The 25,966-nt window shown below is 71.8% G+C and carries 26 protein-coding genes; 19 read left to right on the top strand and 7 right to left on the bottom strand.

Features of this window, described 5'->3' with window-relative positions; genetic code table 11:
- Positions 1-70 precede the first annotated feature (70 nt).
- Complete coding sequence (locus O7597_RS25440) at positions 71-1,111, top strand: SCO2521 family protein (protein ID WP_269741213.1); 1,041 nt, start codon at positions 71-73, stop codon at positions 1,109-1,111.
- Here O7597_RS25440 and O7597_RS25435 read toward each other — a convergent pair whose 3' ends face one another.
- The 6 genes from O7597_RS25435 to O7597_RS25410 form a co-directional block, all read right to left on the bottom strand.
- Positions 1,112-2,080 carry an SCO2522 family protein gene (locus O7597_RS25435; protein ID WP_269741212.1) on the bottom strand — a complete coding sequence of 323 codons (969 nt, stop codon included), beginning with the start codon at positions 2,078-2,080 and terminating at the stop codon, positions 1,112-1,114.
- On the bottom strand, positions 2,080-3,009 hold the full coding sequence (locus O7597_RS25430) for an SCO2523 family variant P-loop protein (RefSeq protein WP_164447204.1): 930 nt from the start codon (positions 3,007-3,009) through the stop codon (positions 2,080-2,082). Before O7597_RS25430 ends, O7597_RS25435 begins: the two co-directional genes overlap by 1 nt.
- Positions 3,010-4,851, bottom strand: a complete 1,842-nt coding sequence (locus O7597_RS25425) for an SCO2524 family protein (protein WP_281580947.1) — start codon at positions 4,849-4,851, stop codon at positions 3,010-3,012.
- Between the two features lie 204 nt (positions 4,852-5,055).
- Positions 5,056-5,850, bottom strand: coding sequence for an SCO2525 family SAM-dependent methyltransferase (locus tag O7597_RS25420; protein WP_281580946.1), 795 nt, complete (start codon positions 5,848-5,850; stop codon positions 5,056-5,058).
- Positions 5,851-6,079: 229 nt separating this feature from the next.
- Positions 6,080-6,757, bottom strand: a complete 678-nt coding sequence (locus tag O7597_RS25415; RefSeq protein ID WP_281580945.1) for a hypothetical protein — start codon at positions 6,755-6,757, stop codon at positions 6,080-6,082.
- Between the two features lie 361 nt (positions 6,758-7,118).
- On the bottom strand, positions 7,119-7,739 hold the full coding sequence (locus O7597_RS25410; protein WP_281580944.1) for an L-threonylcarbamoyladenylate synthase: 621 nt from the start codon (positions 7,737-7,739) through the stop codon (positions 7,119-7,121).
- A gap of 86 nt (positions 7,740-7,825) precedes the next feature.
- Between O7597_RS25410 and O7597_RS25405 the strand changes: the two genes are divergently transcribed.
- The 18 genes from O7597_RS25405 to O7597_RS25320 all read left to right on the top strand — a co-directional run bounded on the left by O7597_RS25405 (position 7,826) and on the right by O7597_RS25320 (position 24,859).
- Positions 7,826-8,224, top strand: coding sequence for a hypothetical protein (locus O7597_RS25405; RefSeq protein WP_269741207.1), 399 nt, complete (start codon positions 7,826-7,828; stop codon positions 8,222-8,224).
- A 132-nt stretch (positions 8,225-8,356) separates the two neighbouring features.
- Positions 8,357-9,457 carry a ThiF family adenylyltransferase gene (locus tag O7597_RS25400; protein WP_281580943.1) on the top strand — a complete coding sequence of 367 codons (1,101 nt, stop codon included), beginning with the start codon at positions 8,357-8,359 and terminating at the stop codon, positions 9,455-9,457.
- Positions 9,454-10,761: a hypothetical protein gene (locus O7597_RS25395; protein ID WP_281580942.1), complete on the top strand. Its 1,308-nt coding sequence runs from the start codon at positions 9,454-9,456 to the stop codon at positions 10,759-10,761. Before O7597_RS25400 ends, O7597_RS25395 begins: the two co-directional genes overlap by 4 nt.
- 219 nt (positions 10,762-10,980) lie before the next feature.
- Positions 10,981-11,568 carry a DUF6879 family protein gene (locus tag O7597_RS25390; protein WP_281580941.1) on the top strand — a complete coding sequence of 196 codons (588 nt, stop codon included), beginning with the start codon at positions 10,981-10,983 and terminating at the stop codon, positions 11,566-11,568.
- A 58-nt stretch (positions 11,569-11,626) separates the two neighbouring features.
- Positions 11,627-12,313, top strand: a complete 687-nt coding sequence (locus O7597_RS25385; protein ID WP_281580940.1) for a helix-turn-helix domain-containing protein — start codon at positions 11,627-11,629, stop codon at positions 12,311-12,313.
- The gene (locus tag O7597_RS25380; RefSeq protein WP_348650769.1) at positions 12,310-12,969 is read left to right on the top strand and encodes an arsenate reductase ArsC; all 660 of its coding nucleotides are present in this window, start codon (positions 12,310-12,312) and stop codon (positions 12,967-12,969) included. The genes O7597_RS25385 and O7597_RS25380 overlap by 4 nt, the downstream gene beginning before the upstream one ends.
- 23 nt (positions 12,970-12,992) lie before the next feature.
- Positions 12,993-13,736 carry an MIP/aquaporin family protein gene (locus O7597_RS25375; protein WP_281580939.1) on the top strand — a complete coding sequence of 248 codons (744 nt, stop codon included), beginning with the start codon at positions 12,993-12,995 and terminating at the stop codon, positions 13,734-13,736.
- 55 nt (positions 13,737-13,791) lie between these two features.
- Complete coding sequence (locus O7597_RS25370; RefSeq protein ID WP_281580938.1) at positions 13,792-14,199, top strand: arsenate reductase ArsC; 408 nt, start codon at positions 13,792-13,794, stop codon at positions 14,197-14,199.
- 130 nt (positions 14,200-14,329) lie between these two features.
- Positions 14,330-14,725 carry a DUF1330 domain-containing protein gene (locus O7597_RS25365; RefSeq protein ID WP_281580937.1) on the top strand — a complete coding sequence of 132 codons (396 nt, stop codon included), beginning with the start codon at positions 14,330-14,332 and terminating at the stop codon, positions 14,723-14,725.
- Positions 14,726-14,815: 90 nt separating this feature from the next.
- Positions 14,816-15,391, top strand: a complete 576-nt coding sequence (locus tag O7597_RS25360) for a GNAT family N-acetyltransferase (protein ID WP_281580936.1) — start codon at positions 14,816-14,818, stop codon at positions 15,389-15,391.
- 57 nt (positions 15,392-15,448) lie between these two features.
- Positions 15,449-16,162 carry a siderophore-interacting protein gene (locus O7597_RS25355; RefSeq protein ID WP_281580935.1) on the top strand — a complete coding sequence of 238 codons (714 nt, stop codon included), beginning with the start codon at positions 15,449-15,451 and terminating at the stop codon, positions 16,160-16,162.
- 25 nt (positions 16,163-16,187) lie between these two features.
- Entirely contained in the window at positions 16,188-17,357 is a 1,170-nt protein-coding gene (locus tag O7597_RS25350; protein WP_281583321.1) for a siderophore biosynthesis protein, read from the top strand.
- Positions 17,354-18,976 carry an IucA/IucC family siderophore biosynthesis protein gene (locus tag O7597_RS25345; protein ID WP_281580934.1) on the top strand — a complete coding sequence of 541 codons (1,623 nt, stop codon included), beginning with the start codon at positions 17,354-17,356 and terminating at the stop codon, positions 18,974-18,976. Before O7597_RS25350 ends, O7597_RS25345 begins: the two co-directional genes overlap by 4 nt.
- Positions 18,973-20,670: an IucA/IucC family protein gene (locus tag O7597_RS25340; protein WP_281580933.1), complete on the top strand. Its 1,698-nt coding sequence runs from the start codon at positions 18,973-18,975 to the stop codon at positions 20,668-20,670. The genes O7597_RS25345 and O7597_RS25340 overlap by 4 nt, the downstream gene beginning before the upstream one ends.
- Positions 20,667-21,824 (top strand): alanine racemase, encoded by a 1,158-nt coding sequence (locus tag O7597_RS25335; RefSeq protein ID WP_281580932.1) that lies wholly within the window; start codon positions 20,667-20,669, stop codon positions 21,822-21,824. The genes O7597_RS25340 and O7597_RS25335 overlap by 4 nt, the downstream gene beginning before the upstream one ends.
- 137 nt (positions 21,825-21,961) lie before the next feature.
- Complete coding sequence (locus O7597_RS25330; RefSeq protein ID WP_281580931.1) at positions 21,962-23,059, top strand: iron ABC transporter permease; 1,098 nt, start codon at positions 21,962-21,964, stop codon at positions 23,057-23,059.
- A gap of 25 nt (positions 23,060-23,084) precedes the next feature.
- Positions 23,085-24,071, top strand: a complete 987-nt coding sequence (locus tag O7597_RS25325) for an ABC transporter substrate-binding protein (protein WP_281580930.1) — start codon at positions 23,085-23,087, stop codon at positions 24,069-24,071.
- Positions 24,068-24,859 carry an ABC transporter ATP-binding protein gene (locus O7597_RS25320; RefSeq protein WP_281580929.1) on the top strand — a complete coding sequence of 264 codons (792 nt, stop codon included), beginning with the start codon at positions 24,068-24,070 and terminating at the stop codon, positions 24,857-24,859. Before O7597_RS25325 ends, O7597_RS25320 begins: the two co-directional genes overlap by 4 nt.
- A 79-nt stretch (positions 24,860-24,938) precedes the next feature.
- Here O7597_RS25320 and O7597_RS25315 read toward each other — a convergent pair whose 3' ends face one another.
- Positions 24,939-25,934, bottom strand: coding sequence for a ribonucleotide-diphosphate reductase subunit beta (locus tag O7597_RS25315; RefSeq protein ID WP_281583320.1), 996 nt, complete (start codon positions 25,932-25,934; stop codon positions 24,939-24,941).
- Positions 25,935-25,966 lie beyond the last annotated feature (32 nt).

Here is a 25,966-nt window from a genome sequence, read left to right as displayed (position 1 = left end):
GATTCGGTCCGGTCACCGGCCGCTGGCCCATGCCCGCCGGTGTCCCCCGTGGTGCCGATGCGGAGGAACCATGCTCACGGTGGGCGAGGTGCACACCAGCCTGCTACAGCACAGCACGGCGCTGGCGCAGGACCAGAGCGCCGAGGTGCTCAGCCTGGTGGAGGGCGAAGCCGTGCTGACCTCCCGGCGACCGTCGCTGTACGCGGTGTCGCCCGACGTGCGTACCGGTGTGGACTGCTGGCTGCCGAGCGCGAAGAACCGCCAACTGCGCGGGGTGGGCGCGGTGGTCACCCGGGCGGTCATCACCGGCGGCCGGATCGTGCAGGCCTCCTCCATCATCCAGGTCGTGGCCGGCGAGCGCCGCCGCCCGTGGTCGCACTACCTGGCCAACTCGGGGGTGCTGGAGACGGTCGGCAAGCTGGACGCGGACGATCTGACGAACGGCTTCCTGCACGGCAACGCCGCCGACGTGCTGAATCTGGACGCGATCACCGGCCGGGTGCTGGACAGCGTGCAGATGTCCGACCTGTTGGACCGGCGTCCGCCGCTGCGCGCGGCGCGCACCCGGCTGCGGTGGACCGCGCAGGTGCATCAGCAGCCGGGTGCCGACGCCACGGCCGACGTCGCGGTCGACTCGCCGACGCTGCGCACCGTGCGACTCACGGTGAGCCCCCAGGACGTGCCGGCGGCGGTCGCCGGCCTCTGCGAGGATCTCGCCCTGCACGACTGGCTGCTCACCATGCTGTCCGCGCTGGTGGAGGCCGCGGTGACCCGGGCCGGCTCGACGCAGGAGCACATCGAGCGGTTGCGGCCGGTGCTGGAGCACCTGTTGCACCTGTGGTTGCCCGGCGCCCGGGTGGACCCACGGCTACGGCCGATCTGGGACCGGTTGGAACAGGTACCGGGGTTCAGTCGGCAGTGGCAGTCCTCGGTCAACTGGATCCGTGATCAGATCACCGTCGGCAACATGGCCATCCTGCGCGACCTGGCCGGCCGGGCGGCGGTCAGCCAGCCGTGCGGGTCCGCCACCGTCGCCGAACCGTTCTCGACCGCCAACCGTGGCCCGGCGGACCGCAGGGTCGGTCGCGGTGCACAGGCGCCGCGCGGCTGATCACTCCCCGATGAACACGTAGCTCAGCCGGTCGACCAGTTCGTCGGGCAGTTCGAGACCCTCACTGCCGGCCCGCTTGGCGACCTGGCGGGCGACCGCGGGTGGCACCGCCACCTGCCCGAGGATGGTCCGTACGGCCAACTCGACCGGCAGGTACCGGGTGTCCATCAGGGTCACCGTGCGGTACCCACAGAAGGGTGTGGCGTCCGGGTTCAGCTGGACGATAGCGGGTAGGCGGTCCCAGTCGGTCGGCAGCGGCTCGTCGGGCGGGAGCTGGTACGGCTGGGTGATCGTCTGTCCCCGGTGCCGCAGCACGCCCAGCCGGGTCATCTGCCAGACCGAGGCGAGCAGCGCGCAGGCCCACACCCGGCGGTCCGGCTCGTCGGACCACAGTTCGATGTCGACGAAGATGGAGTGCGGCGCGTCGCCGGACTGCAACGGCGGGGACCACGGCAGCGGCAGCGTCATCGCGGGCGCGTCGGCGTGCCCCGGCGACCGCTTGCCGTTGGACAGCCAGCCCGACTCGCTCAGTGGTGGGCGACTGCCCGTGGTGTGCCGTGGCGGCTCCACGACTAGCGTGTCCACCACCAGCCGGGCCAGTTCGACGTCGTCGTACCGGGCGAAGCTGGATTCGCGGGCCACGTAGTCGAGCACCAGCCCGTGCTCCGCCGCGGCCTGCTGCACCTGCGGGATCACCTCGCGGGGTGTGGCGAACCGGTGGAAGTAGTCGTCGACCAGGAAACACGTGCTGATCCGGGGTTGCCGGTGGGGACGCAGCCCGCGGCGGGCCAGCGCCGGGATCGCCTGCGCCCAGTCCGCGATCCGGGCGAACTTGCGCCGTAGGTTCCGACATCCGTCGCCGAAGTCCTCGGCGTACACGTGCCCCAACTCCACGGACAGGTGCGAGTACGGCACGCTCTCCGTCCGACGCACCGCGGCTGCCTCCTGAAACCTGACATCCACGCTCATCACACGGTCTCCCATGCGGTCTCGTCGAAGAGCTTCTCGGTCAGCTCCACGAAGGCGTCCACGGTCCTGGCATTGGCGATCTTGGTCTGCACGTCGTTGTCCGAGATCAGCTGCTCGCGCCACTGCAGCAGCGGGTCCAACGGCACCGCACCGAGCAGCGTGGTGCGGCCGGTGCCCTTCCGGCGGGCCAGTTCGCCCAGTTCCGCGTCGCACCGGCGCAGGAACGCCTGCTGCGCCAGGTCGAGGTGTCCCACCTCCGGCCCGCGTGAATCGATCACCGCGGTGCGCACGAACCGCAGTGACTCCCGTAGCCGGTCCGGCTCGTGGCCGTACTCCTTGCCCATGGCCAGGATCCCGCCGGCCTCGAACGCGAGATCCGCCGCCGCCATCACGTGCTGCGGCGTCCAGCGGTGGAAGACCAGCCACCGCACGGTCACCTTGCGCAGCGTCCGGTTCGCGGTGGCCGCCAGCGCGATCTGACTGGCGTACGAGCGACCGGCGCTCAGATCCACCAGGGTCAGGTCGAACTCCTCCTCCAGCCGGAGGAAGAGTTCGGCGCAGCGCCGGCCGATGTCGGCGGTGAAGCCGAACTCGCTGCCGTTGCGCTGCCCGGGCAGCAGCACCAGCGAGCCCGAGCCGGTCGGCCGTTGGCGCAGGCTGACCCGTTCCGAGGTGCCCCACACGTCCAACTGCTCCGGGGACGGGATCTCGCCGCGCAGGTACCGGTGCAGACCACCGCCGTTCGGGCCGGCACCCTCGATGCCGTTGGTGGCCTGGGGAATCTGGAACGTGATGCCGGCCGTCGGCGAGCCGAAGTCGTAGTCCAGGTAACAGGTGGAGCGGCCGGAGAGCGCGCTGCGGTAGGCGATGTTCGCCGCGGTCACCGAGCGTCCGGTGCCACCCTTGTGCGACGTGACGAAGACCAGCATTCAGATCCCCTCGCTGGCCTTCTGTTGGCCGGTGGTGATGTCGTTGAGCTGGAGCAGCAGGGTGCTGGCCAGGGCGGCGGACGTGCCCGGCTGGTCGTCCACCAGCGACTGCGCGCGGCGCAGGGTCGCCCGGATGCTGCGCATGACGCGTTGCATGGCCTCACCGGCGAAGGTGCCGCTCATCAGCTCACGGTCGAACACGTACTCGGCCTCGTCGATGAGATCCTGGGCGTACGTGGCAAGGCTGCCGGCTCGGGGAAACGGCCGCTCCCACAGCAGCTGACCCGCGTTGACCAGCGCCTGCACGACCCGCTCGGTCAGGTACCAGGAGGGCGCCTCGGGCAACGGAGCCAACTCGGGGAACGCGCCGCCGGCGTGATCCCACAGCCCTCGGTGCCGGCCCTCGGGGATGCGCCGCAGCAGGAGGTGCTCCCAGACCTCGTCCGCGAGTTCGAGCAGCTCGCTGCGGCGCCGGGCACTGTTGAGCAGGCCGGCGACGGTGGTGGCCCGCTGCAGCAGCACCGTGGAGAACTCGTTGACGTTCCACGTCATGATCGGCTTCGAGGTGGCGTCGTTCAAGGTCACCTGCTTGCCCGGGGCGTGCACGACCAACGCGGGCTCGTTCGGCGAGGCGCGTCGGGTGATCCGGCCCCGCTGCGCCAGTTCCACCAGCACGTTGCCGATCCGGCCGAACTCCTCGTCACCGCCCCGGCCGCTGGCCACCAGCCCCTTCACCGCCAGCGACGTGGCCTGCAGGGTGTAGTAGTCGGTCCGGTCGCCGTCGGTGGTACGCCAGGGAATGTCCTCGATCGGCCACCGGCGCCGGTTGCCGAAGGTCGCCACCGTCGCCCAGTAGCGGCGGGTCAACTCCCAGCGCAGCTGGAGAATCCGGAACAGCCGCTGCTGCTCCTCGTTGAGCAGGCCGAGCAGGCGGGTACGTTCGGAGTTGAGATCGTCGATGGCGTCCACCGCGATGACGGTGAAGTAGAGATAGGGGGCGTTCTCCGCCGAGCCCTCGCGCTGCACGCCGATCGGCTCGGTCGTCTCCACCTCGTCGGCGCCGGCGATCGTTCCCCACGACCAGCCGCACTCGAAGAGCATCTCGCTGTTGTCCAGGTCCTCGGTCACCTGACCGGACCCGACCACGACGTTGCGCAGGCTCGCCATGGTGTCCCGCAACTGCGCCCGCAGCGCGGCCACCACCTCGCGGCGCGGCAACTCGTCCTGGTTGACCATGTCGCACAGCCGGATGCCGAACTCGTCGGTCGCGGCGAAGACCGAGGTGCTGAAGCTACGGAGCAGACCGACCATGGCCGCGGTGAGCCGGAGGCTGGCCATCTCCTCCAGCTTGTCCAGCTGGGCACGCAGATCGGCCCGCTGGGTGGAGGGCCGGTAGATCTTGACGAAACCGATGGTCGCCAGGGTGAGCGTGACGGACACCGCGAACGAGTCGACCACGTCCATGGAGCGCTGCTCGTCGGTGAGGTCCGGGCCGCCCTGGACCGGGGTCAGGTAGCTGCCGCCACCGAAGGTCGGCGCGCCACTGTCGTCGGTGTAGCGGACGAAGTACTCGGTCATGATTTTGACCAGGCGACGGGGAATCTCAATCGCGCCGCCGATCGCGCCGAGGGCCTCGATGACCTCCTCGTCGATCCGGTCCGGATCGTCGAGCGACAGCACCGGGATCTTGGTCGCCGGCAGCAGCATGGTCAGCAGCTGTTCGGCGTCGCTGATGGAATTGGAGCCGCTCCGCCCGCCCCAATCCCATTCGCCGTTGCGGAGACAGCTGCGCACCGTGGCCCGCCAGATGTCGAGAATCTCCTGGCGCGGCTGCATCCGCATGGTCCACCACCGTCTGCTGTAGTCGTCGAAACGGAGCTGATTCCGCCTGGCCCGCGATGATCCACGATGACGTGCACCCATCATCGTATCCCTGCCGGAGCGTGACCTGAATGGCCGCGCGTACCGATCTCCCGGAGCAGTCAGTCGACCCAGGAGCGCAGGTGAGCCCGGGTTTGCGAATCCGGAGCGGACATTGGGGCGAGCTCAGCCGCGGCTGCGTCCGGTCACCAGCAGCATGCCCAGATAGCCGTCCCGCAGCGCGGGCCTGGGACGCACCTCGTGCATGTCCACGTCGTACGCACCGGCCGCGATCCTCGCCACCACCTCCGCGCGGTGCAGTCGCACGGCCGGGAACCAGTGCTGCCCGACGCGGTAGCCGTTCGAGCCCAGCATGAACGCCGCGGCGAACGGCGACCCGGGACGCAGCGCGCCCAGGAACCGGCCGATCGCGTGTTCAGCCTCGGCCCGGTCGGCGGAGATCGAGCAGGCCACGAAGAACATGGTGCCCGCGCCCCAGGCCCGTCTGGGCAGGTCGAAGACGCTCAGCTGGGACACCCGCCCCACCCGGGCCAGGTGGCCACGGGGGTCGGTCAGCGGCGCGTACGCCGAGTGCTCCGCGCACACCTGCCAGTACGCGTCCCAGCACTCGTCATAGCCGTTGATCTGGTTACGCAACCAGCGCACATTCGCCGTGGAATATTCGCAGAGTTCGACACTGCGCGCGAATGGCAGAAGCGCCAGTGCCGGGTAGAGGTTTGCGCCCGATCCGACGTCGACACAGTGTGCGCCGGCAATCTTCGCGCCGCCGAAGAAGTCTCTTATCCGACAGAGGATTTCGCGATCATCGTCGCGCAGGACGGAGTAGTTGTGCTGGACGTAGGCACCCGGGTCGAAGCCGTCCCACTCGACCTCGGAATTGACCGTTCCCGGAGGCTCGACTCGTGGTGGCGGGGTCGACGGCCCACTACAGCCTGCACCAGCCGCCGGAATCAATGCCATGGAGGCGCCTCCATTGAAGTCGGCAGATCACTTGGTCCCTGCCCCGACGCGCGCAGCCCGTTGCCCATTATGCATCGGATGCGATACCGATTCGCAAGTGTCGAGGTGACGTGAATCGATCACCGAGTCAGGACCGTGCCAACGATTGATCGCCACCGACCACAACGGATCCGGCGGTCAGCCCGGACCACGATCAGATGCCGGACGCGACCGCCCGACGTCGCGGCGGTCAGCCGCCGGCACCCTCGGCCGAACCGTCCGGACCGAGCGCACCCTCCACGTCGCCGACATCGAGGTGGACGTGCTGGTGGCCCTGTCCGGCGTCGATGTTGACCTGGTCGAGCTGGGTCGCGGCAACCGACCACGTGGTGACGGCGAGGGTCGCCTGGCGGGCGGCCAACTGCATCCGGTCCGCCCGCCCCGCGGTCGGGCCGGTCAGCGCGAGAGCGACGGAGTCGACCGCGACGGCCGCCTGGTCGACGGCGCTGCGCAGCCCACCACGGGCGACGTTCGTGGCGGTCATGCCCGACGGCGGGTCGGCGAACTGGGCGATCAGCCGCTGCATGGTCTGCTGCCACTTGTCGACCTGGGCCCGCTCGGGCGTGCGCCCCGCCTCGGCGTCCTGCCGGACGGCGCGGACGATCGGCGCGAGTTCCGCGCCCGTGCGATGAGCCAGCTCGGTGAGCTCGACGATCTGCTGCGCGTCCCGCTCGGCGTCGGCCTGGCGCAGCTTCGCCACGTTCGCCTCCGTCGGGTCCGGCCGGCCGACGGCGTGCCCGACCAGCCCGCCGGCCGGGGCGGCCACCAGGACCGCCGCCGCGGCGGCCGCGACGATCCACGTCCTCGTCCGTTGCCGCTTCGCAGGCGGGGCGGCCAGGTAGGACGGCCTTCCGGTTCGACGGGACATGACACCCCTCGCATCGACGGCTGTTTGCCTGGGAGCGTAGCCCTTACCCCGAGCGACGTCGATAGTTTCAGTACTGACGGCCGAACTTTCGCCGGAGCCGCCGAAAGCTGTACGGGCTAGGCCGGCACACCCAGCCGGGCGAGCGCGGCACGGGCGCGGGCCTGTTCCTCGGGCCGGTCGATCTCTGTGGCCAGGGCGCGATGTCGCGATATCGCGTACGGATTCGTTTGGACTTCGTCTGCGGACGAGCGGGTCGTGTTGGGATCGGCCGGGGTGACGGCCGCCACGGGGTACGGGGGCGTGGCGGCCAGCAATCGTCGGGCCACCAGCACCGTCGGCGTCGGGCCGGCCCGCCGGAACGTCAGGCGAAACGGCCCGGATCACCGGCGCCCACCCGGACGATCTCGGGTTCGCCGTCGGAGAAGTCCACCACCGTGGTCGGTTCGGTGCCGCAGTCGCCGGCGTCGATGACCGCGTCGACGGCATGGTCGAGCCGCTCCTTGATCTCCCAGCCCTGGGTCATCGGCTCCTCGTCGCCGGGCAGCAGCAGGGTGCTCGACAGCAGCGGCTCGCCGAGCGCGTCGAGCAGTGCGCGGGTGACCGGATGCGCGGGGATGCGCACCCCGACCGTCTTCTTGCGGGGGTGCCACAGCCGCCGGGGCACCTCCTTCGTGGCGGGCAGGATGAAGGTGTAGCGGCCGGGGGTGGCCGCCTTCACCGCCCGGAACACCGCGTTGTCCAGCTGCACGAACTGCCCGAGCTGCGCGAAGTCCTGGCACACGAGCGTGAAGTGGTGTCCGCTGTCGAGGTGACGGATCTCCCGGATCCGGTCCATGCCGTCCTTGTTGCCGAGCCGGCAACCCAGGGCGAAGCAGGAGTCCGTGGGGTACGCGATCAAACCCTCACCCCGGATGATCTCGACCACCTGGCCGATGGTGCGCGGTTGCGGGTTGTCCGGGTGCACGTCGAAGTACCTCGCCATGGGCCGAAGCTTAGGCCGCCCGCCTCCGCTGTCGCGTTGCCGACAGTGACTCAGCCGAACAGACGTCGACGTCCATCGTTGTCCCTATGGTCGTACGCGCATCCGGCGGCGGCTACGGGGACCACCTCCGGCCCCACCCGACGCCGACCCCGGTCCGGGTCACCGTGCTCGCGTTCGCACTGCTGTCGCTGCTGTTCGCGCTCGCGACGGCGCACCGGTCGCTCGCCACGACCGGCTCCCTCGGCGCGGTCGCCTTCTTCGCCGTGATGGCCGGCGCGTGCGGGCTGGTCGCGATCAGCCTGGCGGCCCGCCGCCGCTGGGCGCCCTACCCCGCGTACGCGCTGGCGGGTCTGCTGGCCGCCGCCTCGCTGGGCCTCTTCGGCGCGATCACGATCGTCGGTCTGGGCCTGCTGGCCTGGGTGGTCCTGGCCCTCAACACCCGATCCGCGCGGGACTGGTTCGGCCGGCCCGGTCGGCTGCGCTGACCGGCCGGACCCGGCCACGCCACCGCGACCGCGGCGGGCGGACGGTCCTAACCGGATTGACAGGCGCGCCGGACCCTCGGCAGGCTGGGCGGGCAGGACGTTGTCAGCCGGAGTGGCACACGGGGAGAGGCCATGAGGCGTCCACGCGTCAAACCTGAGCACGCGCCCTACCGGATCGCCGACGGCCGGATCCGGATCGGCGGCCCGACGTACGGCATCGCCGCCGAGGTGGCGGATCCCAGCGGCGCCGTCTGGTGCCTGCTGGAGAACATGGACGGCAGCCGCAGCGCGGCGGAGATCGTGCGTCGGGTGCGGACGGCGCATCCCGACCATCCGGTGACCGACATCCGCGCGGCCCTGCAACTCTTCATCGACTCCGGGTACGTCGAGGAGGCCGACGCACCCGATCCACCCGAGCTCAGTGAGCGCGACCGGCAGCGGTTCGACCGCAGTCGGGCGTACTTCCGCTGGCTGGACCTCGTCCCCCGGGACAGCACCTGGGAGCCGCAGGTCGCGCTGAGTCGCGCGGCCGTCACCGTGATCGGGCTCGGTGGCACCGGCGGGATCGCGGCCATGGCGCTGGCCGCGAGCGGGGTCGGGCGGATCCGCTGCGTCGACCCGGACGTGGTCGAACTGTCGAACCTGAACCGCCAACTGCTCTACGCCGAGCAGGACATCGGTCGGGCCAAGGTCGACGTGGCGGTGGAACGGCTTCGGCAGCTGAACTCGACGGTCGAGGTCACCGGGCTCCGGCAGCGCGTCACCGGCACCGAGCAGGTGGCCACCCTCGCCGCGGAATGCGACGTCCTGGTGCTCGCCGCCGACCAGCCGCCGGCGCTGCGGCAATGGACCAACCGCGCCTGCCTGGCCACCGGCACCCCCTGGGTGGACGCCGGCTACCACGGCCCGCTGGTGCAGGTCGGGCGGTACGTGCCGGGCACCGGACCGTGCTGGGAGTGCGTCCGGTGGGCCGACGCCGAGCAGCGCCACGCGATCGGCGTCCGACCCGCCGACACGGTACGGCGCAACGCGGCGGTCGCGAACGCGGTTGCCGCACCGACGGCGGGGATCTCGGGTCACCTGGCGGCACACCATGCCATGGCGTTGATCACCGGCGTACCGGCGCTGCCGGCCGGGCGGGTCGACGCGGTCAATCTCCTGGCCCCCGACGCGACCTTCGTCCGCGACGACCCGCGCCGACCGGACTGCGCCGCCTGCGGGACGCCGGCATGACCGGCCCCGGGGTGGACGGACGCGTCACGCCCGGGGCAGACCCGTCCGCGCCGCAGGTGTCCGACACGATGCCGATCGCCGACCGCAGTCGGGTCCGGCTGCACCGGCTCCACCTGCGTCCGGAGGGCGGTTCGTGGGTCGTCGGCCGGATCGACACCGGGTCGTTCGTCCGACTACCGCCGATCGGGCACCGGGCCATCACGCTGCTACCGCACACCACTGTCGGCGACGTGCGAACCACGCTGCGGGAGGAGAGCGGCGACGACGTGGACGTCGCCGAATTCGTCTCCGACCTGGCCGACCTCGGTTTCGTCGCGGAGATCGACGGTCGACCGCTGCCGACGGTGCCGGCGCCCAGACCGATGCTGCCGTGGCTGCGTCCACGGCACGTCCGCTGGCTGCTGCATCCGGTGGTCCCGCTGATCGCGGGCGCCGTGGTACTTGCCGCGGCGGTGGCGATCGGCGGCGATCCCATGCTGGCACCACGCCACCAGGACCTGCTCTGGAGTGACAGCGGCGGGCTGATCCTGCTCGGCAATTTCGGGATCGTCTGGACGCTGATCGGCCTGCACGAGCTGGCCCACCTGGTCACCGCCCGCGCGGCCGGGGCACCCGGTCGGATCAGCCTCGGCACCCGTCTGCAGTTCCTGGTCGCGCAGACCGATGTCAGCGGCGTGTGGGCGGCGCCCCGCCGCGACCGCCTGGCCGTCTACCTCGCCGGTATCGCGACGAATCTGGTGATCTACGCCGGCACGGTGCTGGTGCGGGCCACCGGTGCCGCGGGCCCGGCCGACGGCCTGCTCGCGGCGGTGGGCCTGCTCTCGCTCGGTCTCGTCCCGGTGCAGTTCCTGGTGTTCATGCGCACCGACATCTACTTCGTACTGCAGGACGTGACCGGCTGCGCCAACCTGTACGCCGACGGCTCGGCCTATCTGCGACACCTGGCGCGCCGGCCGGCGCGCCGGTTCCGGCGGGCAGCCGACCCGGGCGGGGACCCGAGCCGGCGACTCACGGCCCGGGAGCGCCGGGCCGTGCGGGCGTACGCCGTCGTGCTGGTCGGTGGGACGGTCGCCTGCCTGGCGGTGGCGGCTCTGGTCACCCTCCCGGTGACGGTGACCGTGCTGACCTCGGCGGTCGGCACCATGCTGGCCGGTGGCCCGGCCGGTGACCTGGTCGACGCGGGCGCGGTAGCCGCCATCAGCGTCGTCTTCGTCGTCCTGTGGACCCGCGCCTGGTGGCATCGACACGGGCACCGGGTCCGACGGGGGATCAGCCGCCCACGGCGGCAGACCGGAAGGAGGTGAACCGCATGAAGAAGACGGACGGCCGCAAGGCCGACAAGCCGCAGGCCGGCAAGCTCGACAAGATCGAGATCCGCAAGCTCGACAAGATCGAGACGACCGCGCTGAGCAGCAACCCGTCCGGCTGATGCCGACGGGACCGCCGGCTCGACGCGATCCCGGTCGCGCCGAGCCGGCGGCACCCGGTGAAGGTGACGGTGTCGAGACGGAGAGGGGGGGGCCGTGCGGGATCTGCTCGATCAGGCGACCGGGAGGCGGCTGGGGCGAGAGGAGTACCTGACGGACTTCTGGGAGCGGTTCTGGGCCGTCGACGGCGCGCACATCTGGAAGCTGGAACGACGGCAGCACTTCCAGGAGCCGGGCTACCGGGTGTGGGAGGCGTTCGCCCGGGGCGACTGGTCGGAGTCGATGCGGCTGCTTCGGGTGGACCGGCAGCAGATCGCCGCCGAGCACCGGCGGATGGCCCGGCACGCGATCAGGCTGCACTGGGTTCGGGTGGTGGAGCCGCCGCTGAGCGAGTACGTGCGCTGGAACCTGCACGTGCTGCGGATCAGGGCGGAATGCGGCACCGACGCCCGGATCGTCGGGCCACCACAGGTCGCACCGCTGGAAGGCGGTGGGCCGCTGCCGGAACTCGTCACGGTGGCCGACGACACGCTCTACGAGGTGCGGTACGACGTCGACGGCGTACTCGTGGGCGCGGACCGCTACACCGACGCGGACCTGGTCCGGGCGTGCCGGCAGGTGCTCACCGACCTGCATCGGGCGGGCGAGCCGCTGGCCGACTACTTCCCCCGCGAGCTGGGCTGACCGACGGGTCGACGGCCGACGCTTGACGGACCCGGATTAGTCAGCAATAGTTGAGTCTATGGAGGTTGAGCTTTCTTCGTTGGCTGCGCGGGCGCGTACCCACGCGGCACTCGGCGACCCGGCGCGCCTGGCGATCGTGGACGCGCTGACCCTCGGCGACGCCTCGCCCGGCGAGATCGCCAACCGGCTCGACCTGCCGACCAACCTGGTCGCCCATCACGTCAAGGTCCTCACCCGGGCCGGCCTGGTGGTCAAGGTCCGCTCCGAGGGCGACCGGCGGCGCACCTACCTCCAGCTACGTCCCGAGACACTCGCCGCCCTCGCCACCCCCCGGCTGACCGGGGTCGGTCGGGTCGTCTTCGTCTGCACCCACAACTCGGCCCGCTCGCAGCTGGCCGCCGCGCTGTGGCGACACCGCACCCGCCGCGCCGCCGCCTCGGCCGGCACGCAACCGGCGGCCCGGGTCCACCCGCGCGCCGTCGCGGTGGCCCACCGTCACCAACTCGACCTCGACCCCGCCGGCACCGCACACGTCTCGGACGTCGTGCGCGGCGACGACCTCGTCGTCGCCGTCTGCGACAACGCCCACGAGGGACTGACCGACCGGCTACGCCCCCGGCTGCACTGGTCGGTTCCCGACCCGGCCCGGGTGGACACCGACGAGGCGTTCGAGTCCGCCTACGCCGACCTCGCCGACCGGGTCGCCCGGCTCGCGCCCGCCGTCCTACCCGGAGACCCACGATGACCAGCCTCGCCCGCAGCTCCCGCCCCGACCTCTCGGTCGATCAGCACCTGGCCCTGCGCACGGCCGCAACCCGCCTCGCCGCGGAGTTCCACGGCACGTACGGCCCGGAGACGATCGAGCGTTTCCTGCACAGCAGCTACGACCAGTTCGCCGTCGACGGTCGGATCCCCCACTACCTGCCCCTACTCGCCGAACGCTTCGCCCGCCAGCGGCTACAGGCACTGGCCCGCGTCGAGGGCCACCACCGGGACGGCCGGCCCGTCGTCCTGTTTCTGTGCACCCATAACGCGGGTCGCTCGCAGATGGCACTCGGGTTCCTCACCCACCTGGCCGGTGATCGGGCCGTGGCCTGGTCCGGTGGCAGCGAGCCGGGCACCGAGATCAATCCCGCCGCGGTGGCGGCCATGACCGAACGCGGTATCGACATCTCCGACGAGTTTCCCAAGCCCTGGACCGACGAGGTGGTCCGCGCCGCCGATGTGGTGGTCACCATGGGCTGCGGTGACGCCTGCCCGGTCTTCCCCGGAACTCGCTACGAGAACTGGGACCTCGCCGACCCTGCCGGCCTCGACGTCGACGACGTCCGGCCGATCCGCGACGAGATCGAGCGGCGGGTACGGCGTCTCCTCGACGAGTTGAACGTCCCCGCCCGATAACCATCGAGGAGAAGCACAACAAGATGACCATCGCACTCTGGCGGCGGCTGCTGGCCGAGTTCACCGGCACCGCCCTGCTGGTCACCGCCGTGGTCGGCTCCGGCATCATGGCCGCCGATCTGTCCCCGGGCGACGTCGGCCTGCAACTGCTGCAGAACTCGATCGCCACGGCCTTCGCTCTCGGTGTACTGATCCTGATGTTCGGGCCGGTCTCCGGCGCGCATTTCAATCCGGTCGTCTCCGCCGCCGACTGGCTGCTCGGCCGCCGCTCGGGCACCGGGCTCTCCCCCCGGGAACTCGCCGGCTACGTCGCGGCGCAGGTGACCGGGGCCGTCGCGGGGTCGGTGCTGGCGAACCTGATGTTCGACCTGAGCGCGGTCAGCTTCTCCGGCAGGGTCCGCGGCGGTGGCAACCTGTGGCTCGGCGAGGTCGTCGCCACCGCCGGCCTGGTCCTGCTGATCTTCGCGCTGGCCCGGTCCGGCCGCGCCGTCGTGGCGCCGGCCGCCGTCGGCGCCTACATCGGGGCGGCCTACTGGTTCACCTCGTCCACCTCGTTCGCCAACCCGGCGGTCACGGTCGGCCGCGCGTTCACCGACACCTTCGCCGGCATCGCTCCCGGTTCCGTGCCGGGCTTCGTGGTGGCACAGGTCGTCGGTCTCGCCGTCGGTGTCGGCCTGCTGGCGGCCCTGTACCCCGACGCCGGTGCCGCCGCCGACCAGGTGGTCGTGCCGGCCGACGACCAGGCGACCGTGAGTCGACGCTCATGACCTGCCCGCACGACCGACCGCCAACCACGAATCCCGTACCGCAGAAAGGCCCCTCGTGACCGACAAGCCCAGCGTCCTGTTCGTCTGCGTACACAACGCCGGCCGTTCCCAGATGGCCGCCGGCTGGCTGCGTCACCTCGGCGGCGACGCCGTCGAGGTCCGCTCCGCCGGCTCCGCTCCCGCCGCGACCATCAACCCGGCCGCCGTCGAGGCCATGCGCGAGGTGGGCATCGACATCACCGACCAGACCCCCAAGCTCCTCGAGTACGCGACCGCGGAGTCCTCCGACGTGATCGTCACCATGGGCTGCGGCGACGCCTGCCCTGTCTTCCCCGGCAAGCGCTACGAGGACTGGAAGCTCGACGACCCGGCCGGCAAGGGCGTGGCGGCGGTCCGCCCGATCCGCGACGAGATCCGTACCCGGGTCGAGGCGCTCCTGGCCGATTTGCGGAGGGCCGGCTGAGGCCTGCCGCGCGCCCGGACGGACACGGTCGGCAATATGCACCGTGAGTGCAAAATCCTACTGGGTTTTCGTTGACGAGCCCGACCTCGATGCCGGAATACTGCTTCCAGTCCCGAGATCGGAGGCAACGATGACGGCGGATCCACACGGCGAGCTTCCCACCGGATTTCTCGCCGACGGACCTGACGAACCGGTGGTCATGCTCAACCTGCTGCGGTTCACCGACGGCGGCCGCGCGCGGTACCAGCAGTACGCGAAGGCTTTCGCCACGACCGTCGCGCCGCGCTACGGAGTCGAGGTCGTCTACGCCGGCGACGGTGACGACGCCCTCGTCGCCGCGGCGGGTCAGCAGTGGGACGCGGTCCTGCTGGTGCGCTATCCAACCCGCCGGGCGTTCAGTCAGATGATCGCCGACCCCGCGTACCAGCAAATCGCCCACCTGCGGCGGGAGGCGTTGCGCGATGCCGTGCTGCAACCCACCCGCCCCTGGGGACGGACGCCACGAGACGACTCCAGACAGCCGTGACGGGCGCGCTCGCCGCGCCACGATACGGAGACTTGCCCGATCGCCGACCGGCTGGTTAGGTATGCCTAACCAAAGTTCGGGGAGGGTTCCATGTCATCGCCCGCTGTGGCCGAGGCGATCGGCGGCCGGGACAGTGCTGTCGTCGTCACCGACCAGGTCGACATCGAGGCGCTCGCCGAGGTCTACCGCCGGGTGCACGCCGCCGACCTGCACCTGGTCGACCACACCGTCCCGACGGTGGCGCAACGCCTGCGGTGGACCGCCGAGGCCCCCGGTTTCTCGGCGGCGCTCGGGTACGTCGACGACCGGCTCGTGGGCACGGTCATGGGTTGCCCGCTGCCACCGGAGACCCTCTGGTGGCGTGACCTGACCTCGACCAGGGATCCCGACCTCGCGGTGGAGTGGCCGGGCCGCACCTTCGCGGTGTGCGAGGCGTTCGTCCTGCCCGAGTACCGCCGGCACCGCCTCGGCTTCCGGATGACGGTCGAACTGCTGGCCCGACGGCGCGAGGAGCGGGTGTCGCTCGCCGTCGCCGAGACCAACACCCGGGTGTGGCACGCGCTGCAACGCAGCGGATTCGACCACGTCGGCGATCTCGTGCCGTTCCCCGGCTGGCGCTCGCACCGGATGCTGGTGCGGGACCTGCCGCTGGCCGGCCGGCCCTGAGCCGACGCCCCGTCCACCGGCTCACCGTCACCCGAACGCATCCACAGTGGAGAATGTGTGAAACGCAACTGGGAAGCCCTCGTCCTCAAGGCCTTCGGTGGCCGGAACTTCCAGCTGACCGTCCTGGAGAACGAATCCGTCGGCGACCGCTACCAGCGGCTGCTCGTCGACGGGGGTGACCTGCTGCGCGCCTGCGGCGTACACCCCACCATGTGGATCCGGCTGTGGTTCGACAACGCGGGCCGCCCCCACCAGCGGGCGTACACCCTCGTCGATCCGGACCCGGACAGCGGGCGCTTCCACCTGGTGTTCGCCCTGCACGACGGCTGCGCCGCGCGTTGGGCCACGACGGCTCGGCCCGGAGACACCATCGAGGCGACCGTGCAGGGCAGTTCCTTCACGCTCCCCGATCCGGCGCCCGGCCGGCTGTACCTGGTCGGCGACGCGGCCTCCCTGCCGGCGGTCAACAGCCTGCTCGACGCCGCCGGGCCGGTGTCGGCGCGGATCTGGCTCGAGTACGCCCACGACGGCGAACGGGACCTGCCGCTGCGTACCCGGCCGCACGACGAGGTGGTGTGGGTGCCGCGCCGCGACGAGGGCCAGCACCTGGTGGACACCGTCACCACCGCCCTGACCGACGCCCAGCAGGACGGCCTGTACTGGGTGGCCTGCGAGGCGGCCAGCACCCGCGGCATCGTCAGGCACCTGCGGCGCGGGCTGGGCGTCGGCAAGGAGCAGGTGGCGGCGCTGGCCTACTGGCGCGCCCGGTGACGGCTGGGCACCGCGCCGGCTCGTGATGCTGTACCTGACCGCTCTCAACCCGACCGACTCCGTGCTGGACGGCCTGCTGCCGGCGGCCGACGCGCTCGGCGTGCCGGTGACCGTGCTGACCGACCGACCCGACGACTGGCCCGCGACGGTGCCGAAGCAGGGCTGCCCGGTGCGGGATCCGCAGGCCGTCACGGAGGTGGTCCGGGCCGGACCGGCCGCGGTGGGCCTGTTCTCCAACAGCGATCACCTGCAGGCCGCGACGGCGCTCGCCGCCCACCGCCTCGGCCTGCCCGGCAAGGAGCCCGAGTCGGCGCGGCGCTGCAAGGACAAGGCCGCCACCCGGCAGGCCCTCGCCGACGCCGGACTCGACGTCGTCCACGCCCGGATCCTCGAACCAGGGCGGCCGCCGACGTTCGACCTGTTTCCCGCCGTGGTCAAGCCCCGCGACGGCGTCGCCAGTGAGGACGCCTACCTGGTCACCGACGCCGACGAGCTGGCCCGGCGGGTGAGCGAGATCCGCTGTCGCCGACCGGACGCGCCACTTGTGGTGGAGGAGTACCTGCCCGGCGACGTCCGCACCCACGACACCCTCGGTGACACCGCGACGCTGGCCGTGCTCGGCGGCTGGCGTACCACGCTCGGCCCGCCACCCACCTTCACCGAGCTGTGCCTGGAATGGGCGCCGGCAGCCCCGGCGACGGCCGAGCGGCTGCGGGCCCAACTCGACGTGCTCGGCGTCCGGTTCGGCCCCTGCCACACCGAGTTCGTCGTGCACCGGGAACGACCTCGGCTCATCGAGGTCAACGACCGGCTGATCGGTGACCGGATGGATCTCGTCCTGGCCGAGCTGCTCGACGTGCCGCTGTTCGAGTACGTCATCCGGCTGCACCTCGGCGAGTCCGTGGCCGACCTCGGTCTGCCCGACCCGGCCACGATCGAACAGACCGCCCGGGTCGAGTACGTCTGCGCCGACCGCGGCGGCACTCTCGTCGCCGCCCCCGGGCCCGTCGACGCGGTACGCGACGGGGTCCGACTCGGCTGCCGCCCGCTGCGGGCGATCGGCACCACCGCCGAGCACACCGGCACCAACCGCGACTACCTGGCCGTCCTGCACGCCATCGGGCCGGACCCGGACGCCGTGAGCCGCGCGCTCGTCGAGTTCCGCGCCGGACTCGACTGGGTGATCGCGACGTGACCGATCCGGTGGAGCAGCGGCTGTTCCGCCGGGTGCTGGACGCCCTGCTGCGCGAGGACCATCTCGGCCTGAGCAGCGGTGGCGCTCCGGACGGCCCCGGCTGGTGGCAGGCACCACACCCCGCCGGCCGGTTACGCCTTCCGGTTCGTCCCGACGGCTTCCAGCACACCGTCCGCCTCGCCCGCGCCGAGCTGCACGTGCACCCGCCCGGTCGGACGCCACGTCGGGTGGACACGCTGGCGGGCCTGTTGGCGCTGCTCGCACCGGACGACGACGCCGACGCCGAGCAGGGGTGGCGCGCCTTCGTCGACGAGTGCCGGGAGGACCTGCTCGCCCGGCGGCTGGCCGAGGCGACCAGATCTCACACCTACGCCCGAATCGCCGCCGCCCGGGTCGACCCGCCCACCGGGTTCGGCGGTGCCCTGCTCGACGACGTGCTCGCCGCCCACGCCGGCCATGCCGTCTACCCCACCGACCGGTGCCGCCACGGTCTGGACGCCACCGAGCTGCTGCGGTACGCGCCGGAACACGCGCCCACGTTCGCGCTGCGTTGGCTGCCCGTACCGACCCGGGCTCTGCGGCTGCACGGCCGGCTGCCCGGCTGGTGGCCGACGACCGGCCGGGCGGGGCAGGTGCTGCTGCCGGTGCATCCGCTGACCGCCGACCGGTCGGCGCTGCCCGTGTTCGACGGACCGGACATCACCGTGCGGCCCACCCTGTCGATGCGGACCGTCGCCCTGGCCAGCGACCCGACGACGCACCTGAAGCTGCCGCTGCCGACCGCGAGCCTGGGTGCCCGCAACCGCCGTACCCTCGCACCCGACTCGCTGTCCGACGGCGCGGCGGTGGCCGCGTTGCTCGACCGCATCGCCGCGGAGCAGCCGCGCTTCGCCGACCGGATCACGCACGCCGACGAGCGCGTCTTCGGTCACCGTGACGGCGACGAGCTGCTGTCGTTTCTGCTGCGCCGGCTGCCCACCGGGTTGGCGCGGGCGACCGTGGTGCCCGTCGCCGCGCTCGCCGCGGCGGATCCCACCGCCGGCACGGTCGCCCAGCGGATCGGCGGGGACGACCCGGGTCAGCTCCTCGGGTCCTATCTGGATCTCCTGCTCGACTGGCATGTCTGCCTGTGGTTACGGTACGGAGTGGCGTTGGAAGCACATCCGCAGAACATCCATCTGGTCCTGCCGGCCACCGGTCCGGTTCGGCTGCTGTACAAGGACAACGACGGTGCCCGGCTGGACCCCCGGCACGCCGGCTCGGTCCGGCTGCGCGACAAGCGGATGTGGATTCGTCAGCCGGCGGAGTTGGCCGACGTGTTCGTCACGATCACCCTGCACCTGGCGGCGGCGGCACCGCTGCTCGCCCTGGCGGAACAGGGCGTCACGGTGCCCTCCCCCGCCGAGGCGCTCGCACCACGGCTGCGCGCCGCCCGCGACCGGTGGGGCGACACACCCGCCCGGCGCGAGCTGGTCGACCGGGTCCTGACCGCCGACCGGCTGCCGGTCAAGGCGATGCTCACCGCCGGCACGCTGCTGCCCAAGCACCGGATCGGCTGCACCGACGTGAACAAGTTCTACCGTCGGACCGGACCCAACTACCTGCGGAGCGGCTCGTGACCCCGCAGACCGCCGAGGCCGCCGCCCGGCCGGCCGAGCGCGCCGCCGACCTGGCCGCCGCGCACACCCTGCTCGCCTGCTACCTGCGCGAGGTGGCCGCGCCCGACGGGACGGCCGAGACCGTCGACGGGCTGCTGCGGATCCGGCTGCCGCACCTGGGTCTGCTGCTCTCCTGCCGGCTGGCCCGGGTCTCCCCCGTGCTGGCGCACCGCTACGTCGGCCCGGTCCGCTGCCGGCCGGTGGCGGCAACGACCGCGAGCCGTCACCCGGCCGTGCCGGAGCCGCCGACCGCCGGCACGCCGGTCGGTGGCGGACCGACCGCCGGCGCCCTCGTCGACGACGTACCCGCCGTCGACGCACCGGTCGACGTCGGACGACTCGCCCGGCTGCTCGCCGCCGAGCTGGCCGCCCGCACCGGACTGGCCAACGACGAGTTCGTCGAGCAGGTGCTCGGTAGTCGCGACGCGCTGGCCACGCTGTTGCGCGACCGCCCGCCCCACGACCCCACCCCGACCGGCGACCCGGTGGTGGACGGCTACGTCGACTCCGAGCACTCCCTCGTGCACGGGCACCCGCACCATCCCAGTCCGAAGTGGCGCAGCGGCGATCCGGCGGGTTGGCGTCGCCACGCCCCGGAACTGCGCAGCACCTTCCGGCTGAGCTGGCTCGCGGTGCCCGCCGATCTGGTGGCCGGCGACGGGCCGGTCGACGAGCTGATCGCACCGCTGGATCCGCCGGACGCACCACCCGGACACCACCTGTTGCCGGTGCATCCGTGGCAGCTGGACCTGATGCCGCCGACCGACCCGAGGGTGCGCGGGCTGGGCCCGGCCGGCGTACCGGTGCGGCCGACCGCGAGCGTCCGCACGCTCTACGCACCCTCGGTGGACCTGTTCCTCAAGACCAGCCTGCACGTACGCATCACCAACTGCCTGCGCAAGAACGCCCGGTACGAGTTGACCGGAGCGGTGGCGTTGACCCGGTTCCTGGACCGTGTGCCGCTACCCGCGCGGGTCGGGTTGCTGCGGGAACCCGGCTACCGGACGGTCGACCTGCCCGGGGCTGACGAGGCGTACGGCACGATCCTGCGGACCGGGCTGCGCGAGCATCTGCGGGCGGACGAACGGGTGGTGTTGGCGGCCGCGCTGGCCGCCACGCCGCTGGCCGTGCCGGACCCGTTCGACTGGTGGCGGGCCTACGTCGACCTGCTGGTGCCCGGCGTGCTGCGACTGTGGCTCCGTCACGGGGTGGTCCACGAGGCGCACCTGCAGAATGTGCTGGTGGTGCTGGACCGCGACGGCCGCCCGGTCCGCCTGATCCTGCGTGACCTGGAGGGCACGAAGTTGGATCTCGGCCGGTTGCCGGCCTGGCCGGACGAGGTTCCCCGGCAGTCCGCCTACACTCCGGCGCAGGCGGTCCAGCGCGTCGTCTACTGCCTGTTCGTCAACCATCTCGCCGGCCTGGCCGGTGCGCTCGCCGACGGTCACCCCGGCATCGAGCCCCGGCTGTGGCGGACGGTCCGGGAAACCGTCGAGGCGACGTACGCGCAGCTGGGTGAGCCGGCCGAGCTGCTCGCGCTGCTCGACGGCGCTCCGCTGGCCGCCAAGGCGAACCTGCTGGTCCGTTGGCACCGGGCCGCCGACCAGCAGGCACCCTACGTCGCGGTGCCCAACCCGCTCGGCGATGCCGGATGACCCGACCGACGTACGTCTACGACCTCGCCGACCTGGCCACGCACGCCGCCGCCGTCCGGGCGGCGCTGCCCGAACGGGTCGAGCTGCTCTACGCGGTCAAGGCCAATCCCGATCCGGGGATGCTGCGCACCCTCGCGGCCACTGTCGACGGTTTCGAGGCGGCCAGTCGCGGCGAACTGCGTCACCTCGCGGCCGTGCTGCCCGGCCGGCGGGTGGCCGCCTTCGCCGGTCCGGGCAAGACCGACGCGGATCTCTCGGCCGCGCTGGCCGCCGACGTGCACCGGGTGCACGTGGAGTCCGCCGCCGAACTGCACCGGCTGGCGGCCCTGGCCCGGGCCGCCGGGCGTACCGTCGACGTGCTGCTGCGGGTGAACCTGCCGGTCGCCACACCGGGGGCGGTCCTGGTGATGGGTGGGCAGGCGAGCCCGTTCGGGATGGACCCACCGGAGGCGGTCCGGCTCGCCGCCGACCCGCCGGAGGGCGTCCGGGTCCGGGGCGTGCACGCCCACCTGGCCAGCGGGCTCGACGCGGCGACCGCCGCCGTGGTGGCGCGCGAGGTGACCGACTGGGCGGTGCGGCAGGTGGGCGCGCAGGAGGTGAACGTCGGCGGCGGCATGGCCGTCGACTACCGCCACCCGCAGCACCGCTTCGACTGGCCCGGCTACGGTCGGCTGCTCGGCGAGGTGGCGGACAGCTACCCGACCGTCCGGCTGCGGATCGAGCCCGGCCGCGCCGTCGCGGTCTACTGCGGGTCGTACGTGACCGAGGTGATCGACGTGAAGCGGTCCCGGGGTCAGTGGTTCGTGATCGTGGCCGGCGGCACCCATCACCTGCGGACTCCGGCGGCCAAGGGACACTCGCAACCCTTCGTCGTGGTGCCCCGGGGCGGTGCCGGGCCACGGACCGACGGTGGCCCGGTCACGGTCGTCGGCCAGCTCTGCACACCGAAGGACGTACTGGCCCGCGACGCCGTCAGCGGCCCGGTCGCGGTCGGCGACGTGCTGGTGTTCTCGATGGCCGGCGCCTACGCGTGGAACATCAGCCACCGCGACTTCCTGATGCACGATCCGCCGCACTTCACCACCGGCGACCCGCTCGACGTGGCCCGGAACTGGGGCCGTCGACCGGCAGATCCGGCCGGCAACCGCTGTTGATCACCATGATCCGGTGACGCTCTCAGCTCGGCAGGCCGACACCGGACATGACGACCCGGACCACGCCCCCGCTTCCCGCTGCCCTGATCTTGCTGGTAGCTTATTGCCAGAGTTTTGCAATAGCTAAGGGAGTGCAGATGGGTGCGGTGACCGCCACCGCCCGGTCCGGGAGCCGGCCGGACCTGCTCGGCGTGGCGGCGCAACGCCGCCGGACCGGGATCTGGCTGGTCGCGCTGACGGTCGCGCTGGTCCTCACCGGGGTGACCGCGGTCGGCTCCGGCGCGATCGGCATCCCCCCGGCGACGGTGGCGCGGATCATCGGGCATCACCTCGTCGGCCTGCCCGGCGAGGTCACCTGGACCGCACCGCAGGAAGCCATCGTCTGGCAGGTCCGGCTGCCCCGGGTGCTGCTCGGCATGCTCGTCGGTGCCGGGCTGGCCGCCTGCGGAGTGGCGTTGCAGGCCATGGTGCGCAACGTGCTGGCCGACCCGTACCTGCTGGGCATCAACTCCGGCGCCTCCAGCGGCGCCGCCGCCGCGATCCTGTTCGGCGCCGGCGCCGGCTTCGGGCAGTACGCCCTGTCCAGCAGCGCCTTCCTCGGCGCGCTCGGCGCGTCGCTGCTGGTCTTCCTGATCGCCCGCAGCGGCGGACGGGTGACCTCGATCCGGCTGCTGCTGTCCGGCGTCGCCGTCGGCTACGCCCTCTACGCCACCACCAGCTTCCTGATCTTCGCCTCGGGGTCCGCCGAGGGGGCCCGGTCGGTGATGTTCTGGCTGCTCGGCTCCCTCGGACTGGCCCGGTGGAACGCCCTCCTGCTGGTCGCCGCCGTCGTGCTCTGCGGCATGATCGGATACCTGACCGTCGTCGGGCGACGCCTCGACGTGCTGGCCATCGGCGACGAGACCGCCCAGACGCTTGGCGTGTCACCCGACCGGTTCCGCCTGCGGCTGCTCGTGCTCGTGTCGCTCAGTGTCGGCGTACTGGTCTCGGCCGCCGGCAGCATCGGCTTCGTCGGCCTCGTCGTGCCGCACCTCGCCCGCCGCATCGTCGGCGCCCCGCACGTGCGCGTGGTGCCCGTGGCCGCGCTGCTCGGCGCGATCCTGCTGGTCTGGGCCGACGTGCTCGCCCGGGTGCTGCTGGCCCCCCAGGAGATCCCGATCGGCATCATCACCGCCCTGCTCGGCGCCCCCTTCCTGCTGGTCCTGATCCGTCGTCTGCACGCCACCGGCGCCTGAGCGCCCGATGAGCCGAGGAGCACCGATGAAGGCAACCCGTCTCGCCGTCACCGCGACCATGTCCACTCTCGCGCTGCTGGTCGCCGCCTGCGGCGGTGCCGCCGACGAGCCGGCCACCGCCGCCCCGGGATACCCGGTCACCGTCACCAACTGCGGCGTGGAGGTGACCTTCGACGCCGCGCCGGAGCGGGTCGTGCTGCTCAAGAGCGCGGCCGTGCCGTACCTGCACGCGCTGGGCGTGCTGGACCGGGTCACCGCCCGGGCCGGGCAGTACCCCAGCGAGTACTACGACGCGGAGACCCTCGCCGAACTGGACCGCATTCCGCTGCTGACCGACAAGACCGACACCAGCGGGCACCTGCAGATCTCCAAGGAGGTGGTGATCAGCCAGCAGCCCGACCTGGTGCTCGGTGAGGTCGACAACCTGTCCCGCGACACCCTCACGGCGGTGGACATCCCGCTGCTGGAGGAGCCGGCCATGTGCCCGGACAACACCGCCACCCCCAGCTTCGACGACATCTACCGCCAGCTGGAGACCTACGGTCGGGTGTTCGGCCGCGAAACGGAGGCGGCCACAGCGGTCGACGCGCTCCGGCAGCGGATGGCGAAGATCCAGGCCGGCGCTTCGGCGGCGTCCGGTCGTACCGCCGCCGTGCTGTACCCGACGGTCGGCGGCGGCACCACGTACGCGTACGGCACCGCCAGCATGGCCCACCCGCAACTTGAGGCCGCCGGCTTCCGCAACGTCTTCGGTGACACGCCGGAGCGGGTCTTCGAGGTCACCGTCGAGGAACTGCTCGGCCGAAACCCCGACGTGCTGATCCTGCTCTACAGCGACGGTGACCCCGCCGCCGTCGAGCAGGGCCTGACCGGCCTGCCCGGCGCCGAGAAGCTCAACGCGGTACGCGACGGCAACGTGCTGACCCAGCTGTTCAACTTCACCGAGCCGCCGACCCCGCTGTCGATCGACGGGCTGGAGCGCATCGTGCAACGGTTCGGGGCCGACTCGTGATCCAGGCGACCCGGGTGTCCTGGCGCTACGGCGCCAACCCGGTGATCGACGGCGTCAGCGTCACCGCGCGACCCGGACGGGTGCTCGGACTGATCGGCCCCAACGGCAGCGGCAAGACCACGCTGCTGCGGCTGCTCTACGGCGCGCTGCGCGGCGGCACCGGACGGGTCGCCGTGGACGGCGACGACCTGGGCGCGCTGCCGCCGCGGGAGGCCGCGCGCCGACTGGCCGTGGTGGTGCAGGAGACCGGCGGCGAGACCGCCCTCACCGTGGCCGAGTTGGTGTTGCTGGGCCGCGGTCCGCACCTGACCACCTTTCAGCGCACCGGCCGGACGGACCACGAGATCGCGGCGCAGTGCCTGACCCGGGTCGGTGCCGCCCACCTGGGGTCCCGGGCGTTCGCCAGCCTCTCCGGCGGCGAACGCCAGCGGGTGCTCATCGCCCGGGCGCTGGCCCAGCAGGCCACCCACCTGCTGCTCGACGAGCCGACGAACCACCTCGACATCCGCTACCAGCACGAGATCCTACGGCTGGTACGCAACCTCGGCACCTGCGCCGTCGTCGTGCTGCACGGCCTGAACCTCGCCGCCCGCTACTGCGACGACCTGGTGCTGCTCGGCCAGGGTGGAGTCGCCGCCGCCGGCACCACCGAGCAGGTCCTCGACCCTGCCGTTCTCGAACCCGTCTACGGCATCGGGATCCAGCGCCTCGACCTCGACGGCACCATCCACCTGCTGTTCCACCCGAACGACCAGCCCGCCGTCGAAAGGACCGCCAGCCGGGTCTGAGACCGGCCGGCGGCCCGGCTCGGCGACGATCGGCAGGATCATCGCCGGGCCGGCCCTCGGTCAGCGGATGGGACCGCCGTCAGAAGTCGTCGTCGAAGGCGACCGTGCCGGAGACTCCGACCTGGTAGGCCGACACCCGCCGTTCGAAGAAGTTGGACAACTCCTGCACGTCCTGCAACTCCATGAAGGCGAACGGGTTCTTCGACCCGTACCGCGGCTCGATCTCCAACTGCGCCAGCCGGCGGTCGGCGACGTGCTGGAGATACTCGCGCATGTCGGCCAGGGACAGCCCGGACACGCCCTGTTCGAGCAGGTCGGCGGCGAACTGCACCTCGCACTCGACGGCCTCGGCGAGCATGTCCCGGACCTGCTGGCGCATCTCGTCGTCGAACAGGTCCGGCTCCTCGGCGCGTACGGTCTCGACCACGTCGAAGGCGAAGGCCATGTGCATCGACTCGTCCCGGAACACCCAGTTGGTGCCGGAGGCCAGGCCGTGCAGCAGACCCCGGGACCGCAGGAAGTACACGTAGGCGAAGGCACCGTAGAAGAACAGTCCCTCGATGCAGGCGGCGAAGCAGATCAGATTCAGCAGGAAGGCGCGCCGGTCCGCGCGGGTCCGCAACTCGCGCAGCTCGAAGATCGAGTCGATCCACTTGAAGCAGAACTCGGCCTTGCGGGCGATCGACGGGATGTTCTCCACCGCCGCGAACGCCGCGAACCGTTCCCGCTCGTCCGGCACATAGGTGTCCAGGAGGTTCAGGTAGAACTGGACGTGCACCGCCTCCTCGAACAGCTGCCGGGACAGGTAGAGCCGGCCCTCCGGCGAGTTGACGTGCTGGTACAGGTTGAGCACGAGGTTGTTGGCCACGATGGTGTCGCCGGTGGCGAAGAAGGCGACCAGCCGGGACACGAGGTGCTGCTCCGCCGGGGAGAGCTTGGCCAGGTCGGCGAGGTCGGCGTGCAGATCCACCTCCTCGACGGTCCAGGTGTTCTTGATGGCGTCCTTGAACCGGTCGAAGAACTGCGGGTAGCGCATCGGCCGCAGGGTCAGGTCCATGCCGGGATCGAGCAGCATCTGCCGCTGGCCGGTGTCGGGTTCGGAAACGG

This window comes from Verrucosispora sp. WMMC514, from assembly GCF_027497295.1.
In the GTDB taxonomy this organism is placed as follows: Bacteria; Actinomycetota; Actinomycetes; order Mycobacteriales; family Micromonosporaceae; genus Micromonospora; species Micromonospora palythoicola.
Note: the sequence above shows the minus strand (reverse complement) of the source record. Positions and strands in the feature narration are given on the sequence as shown.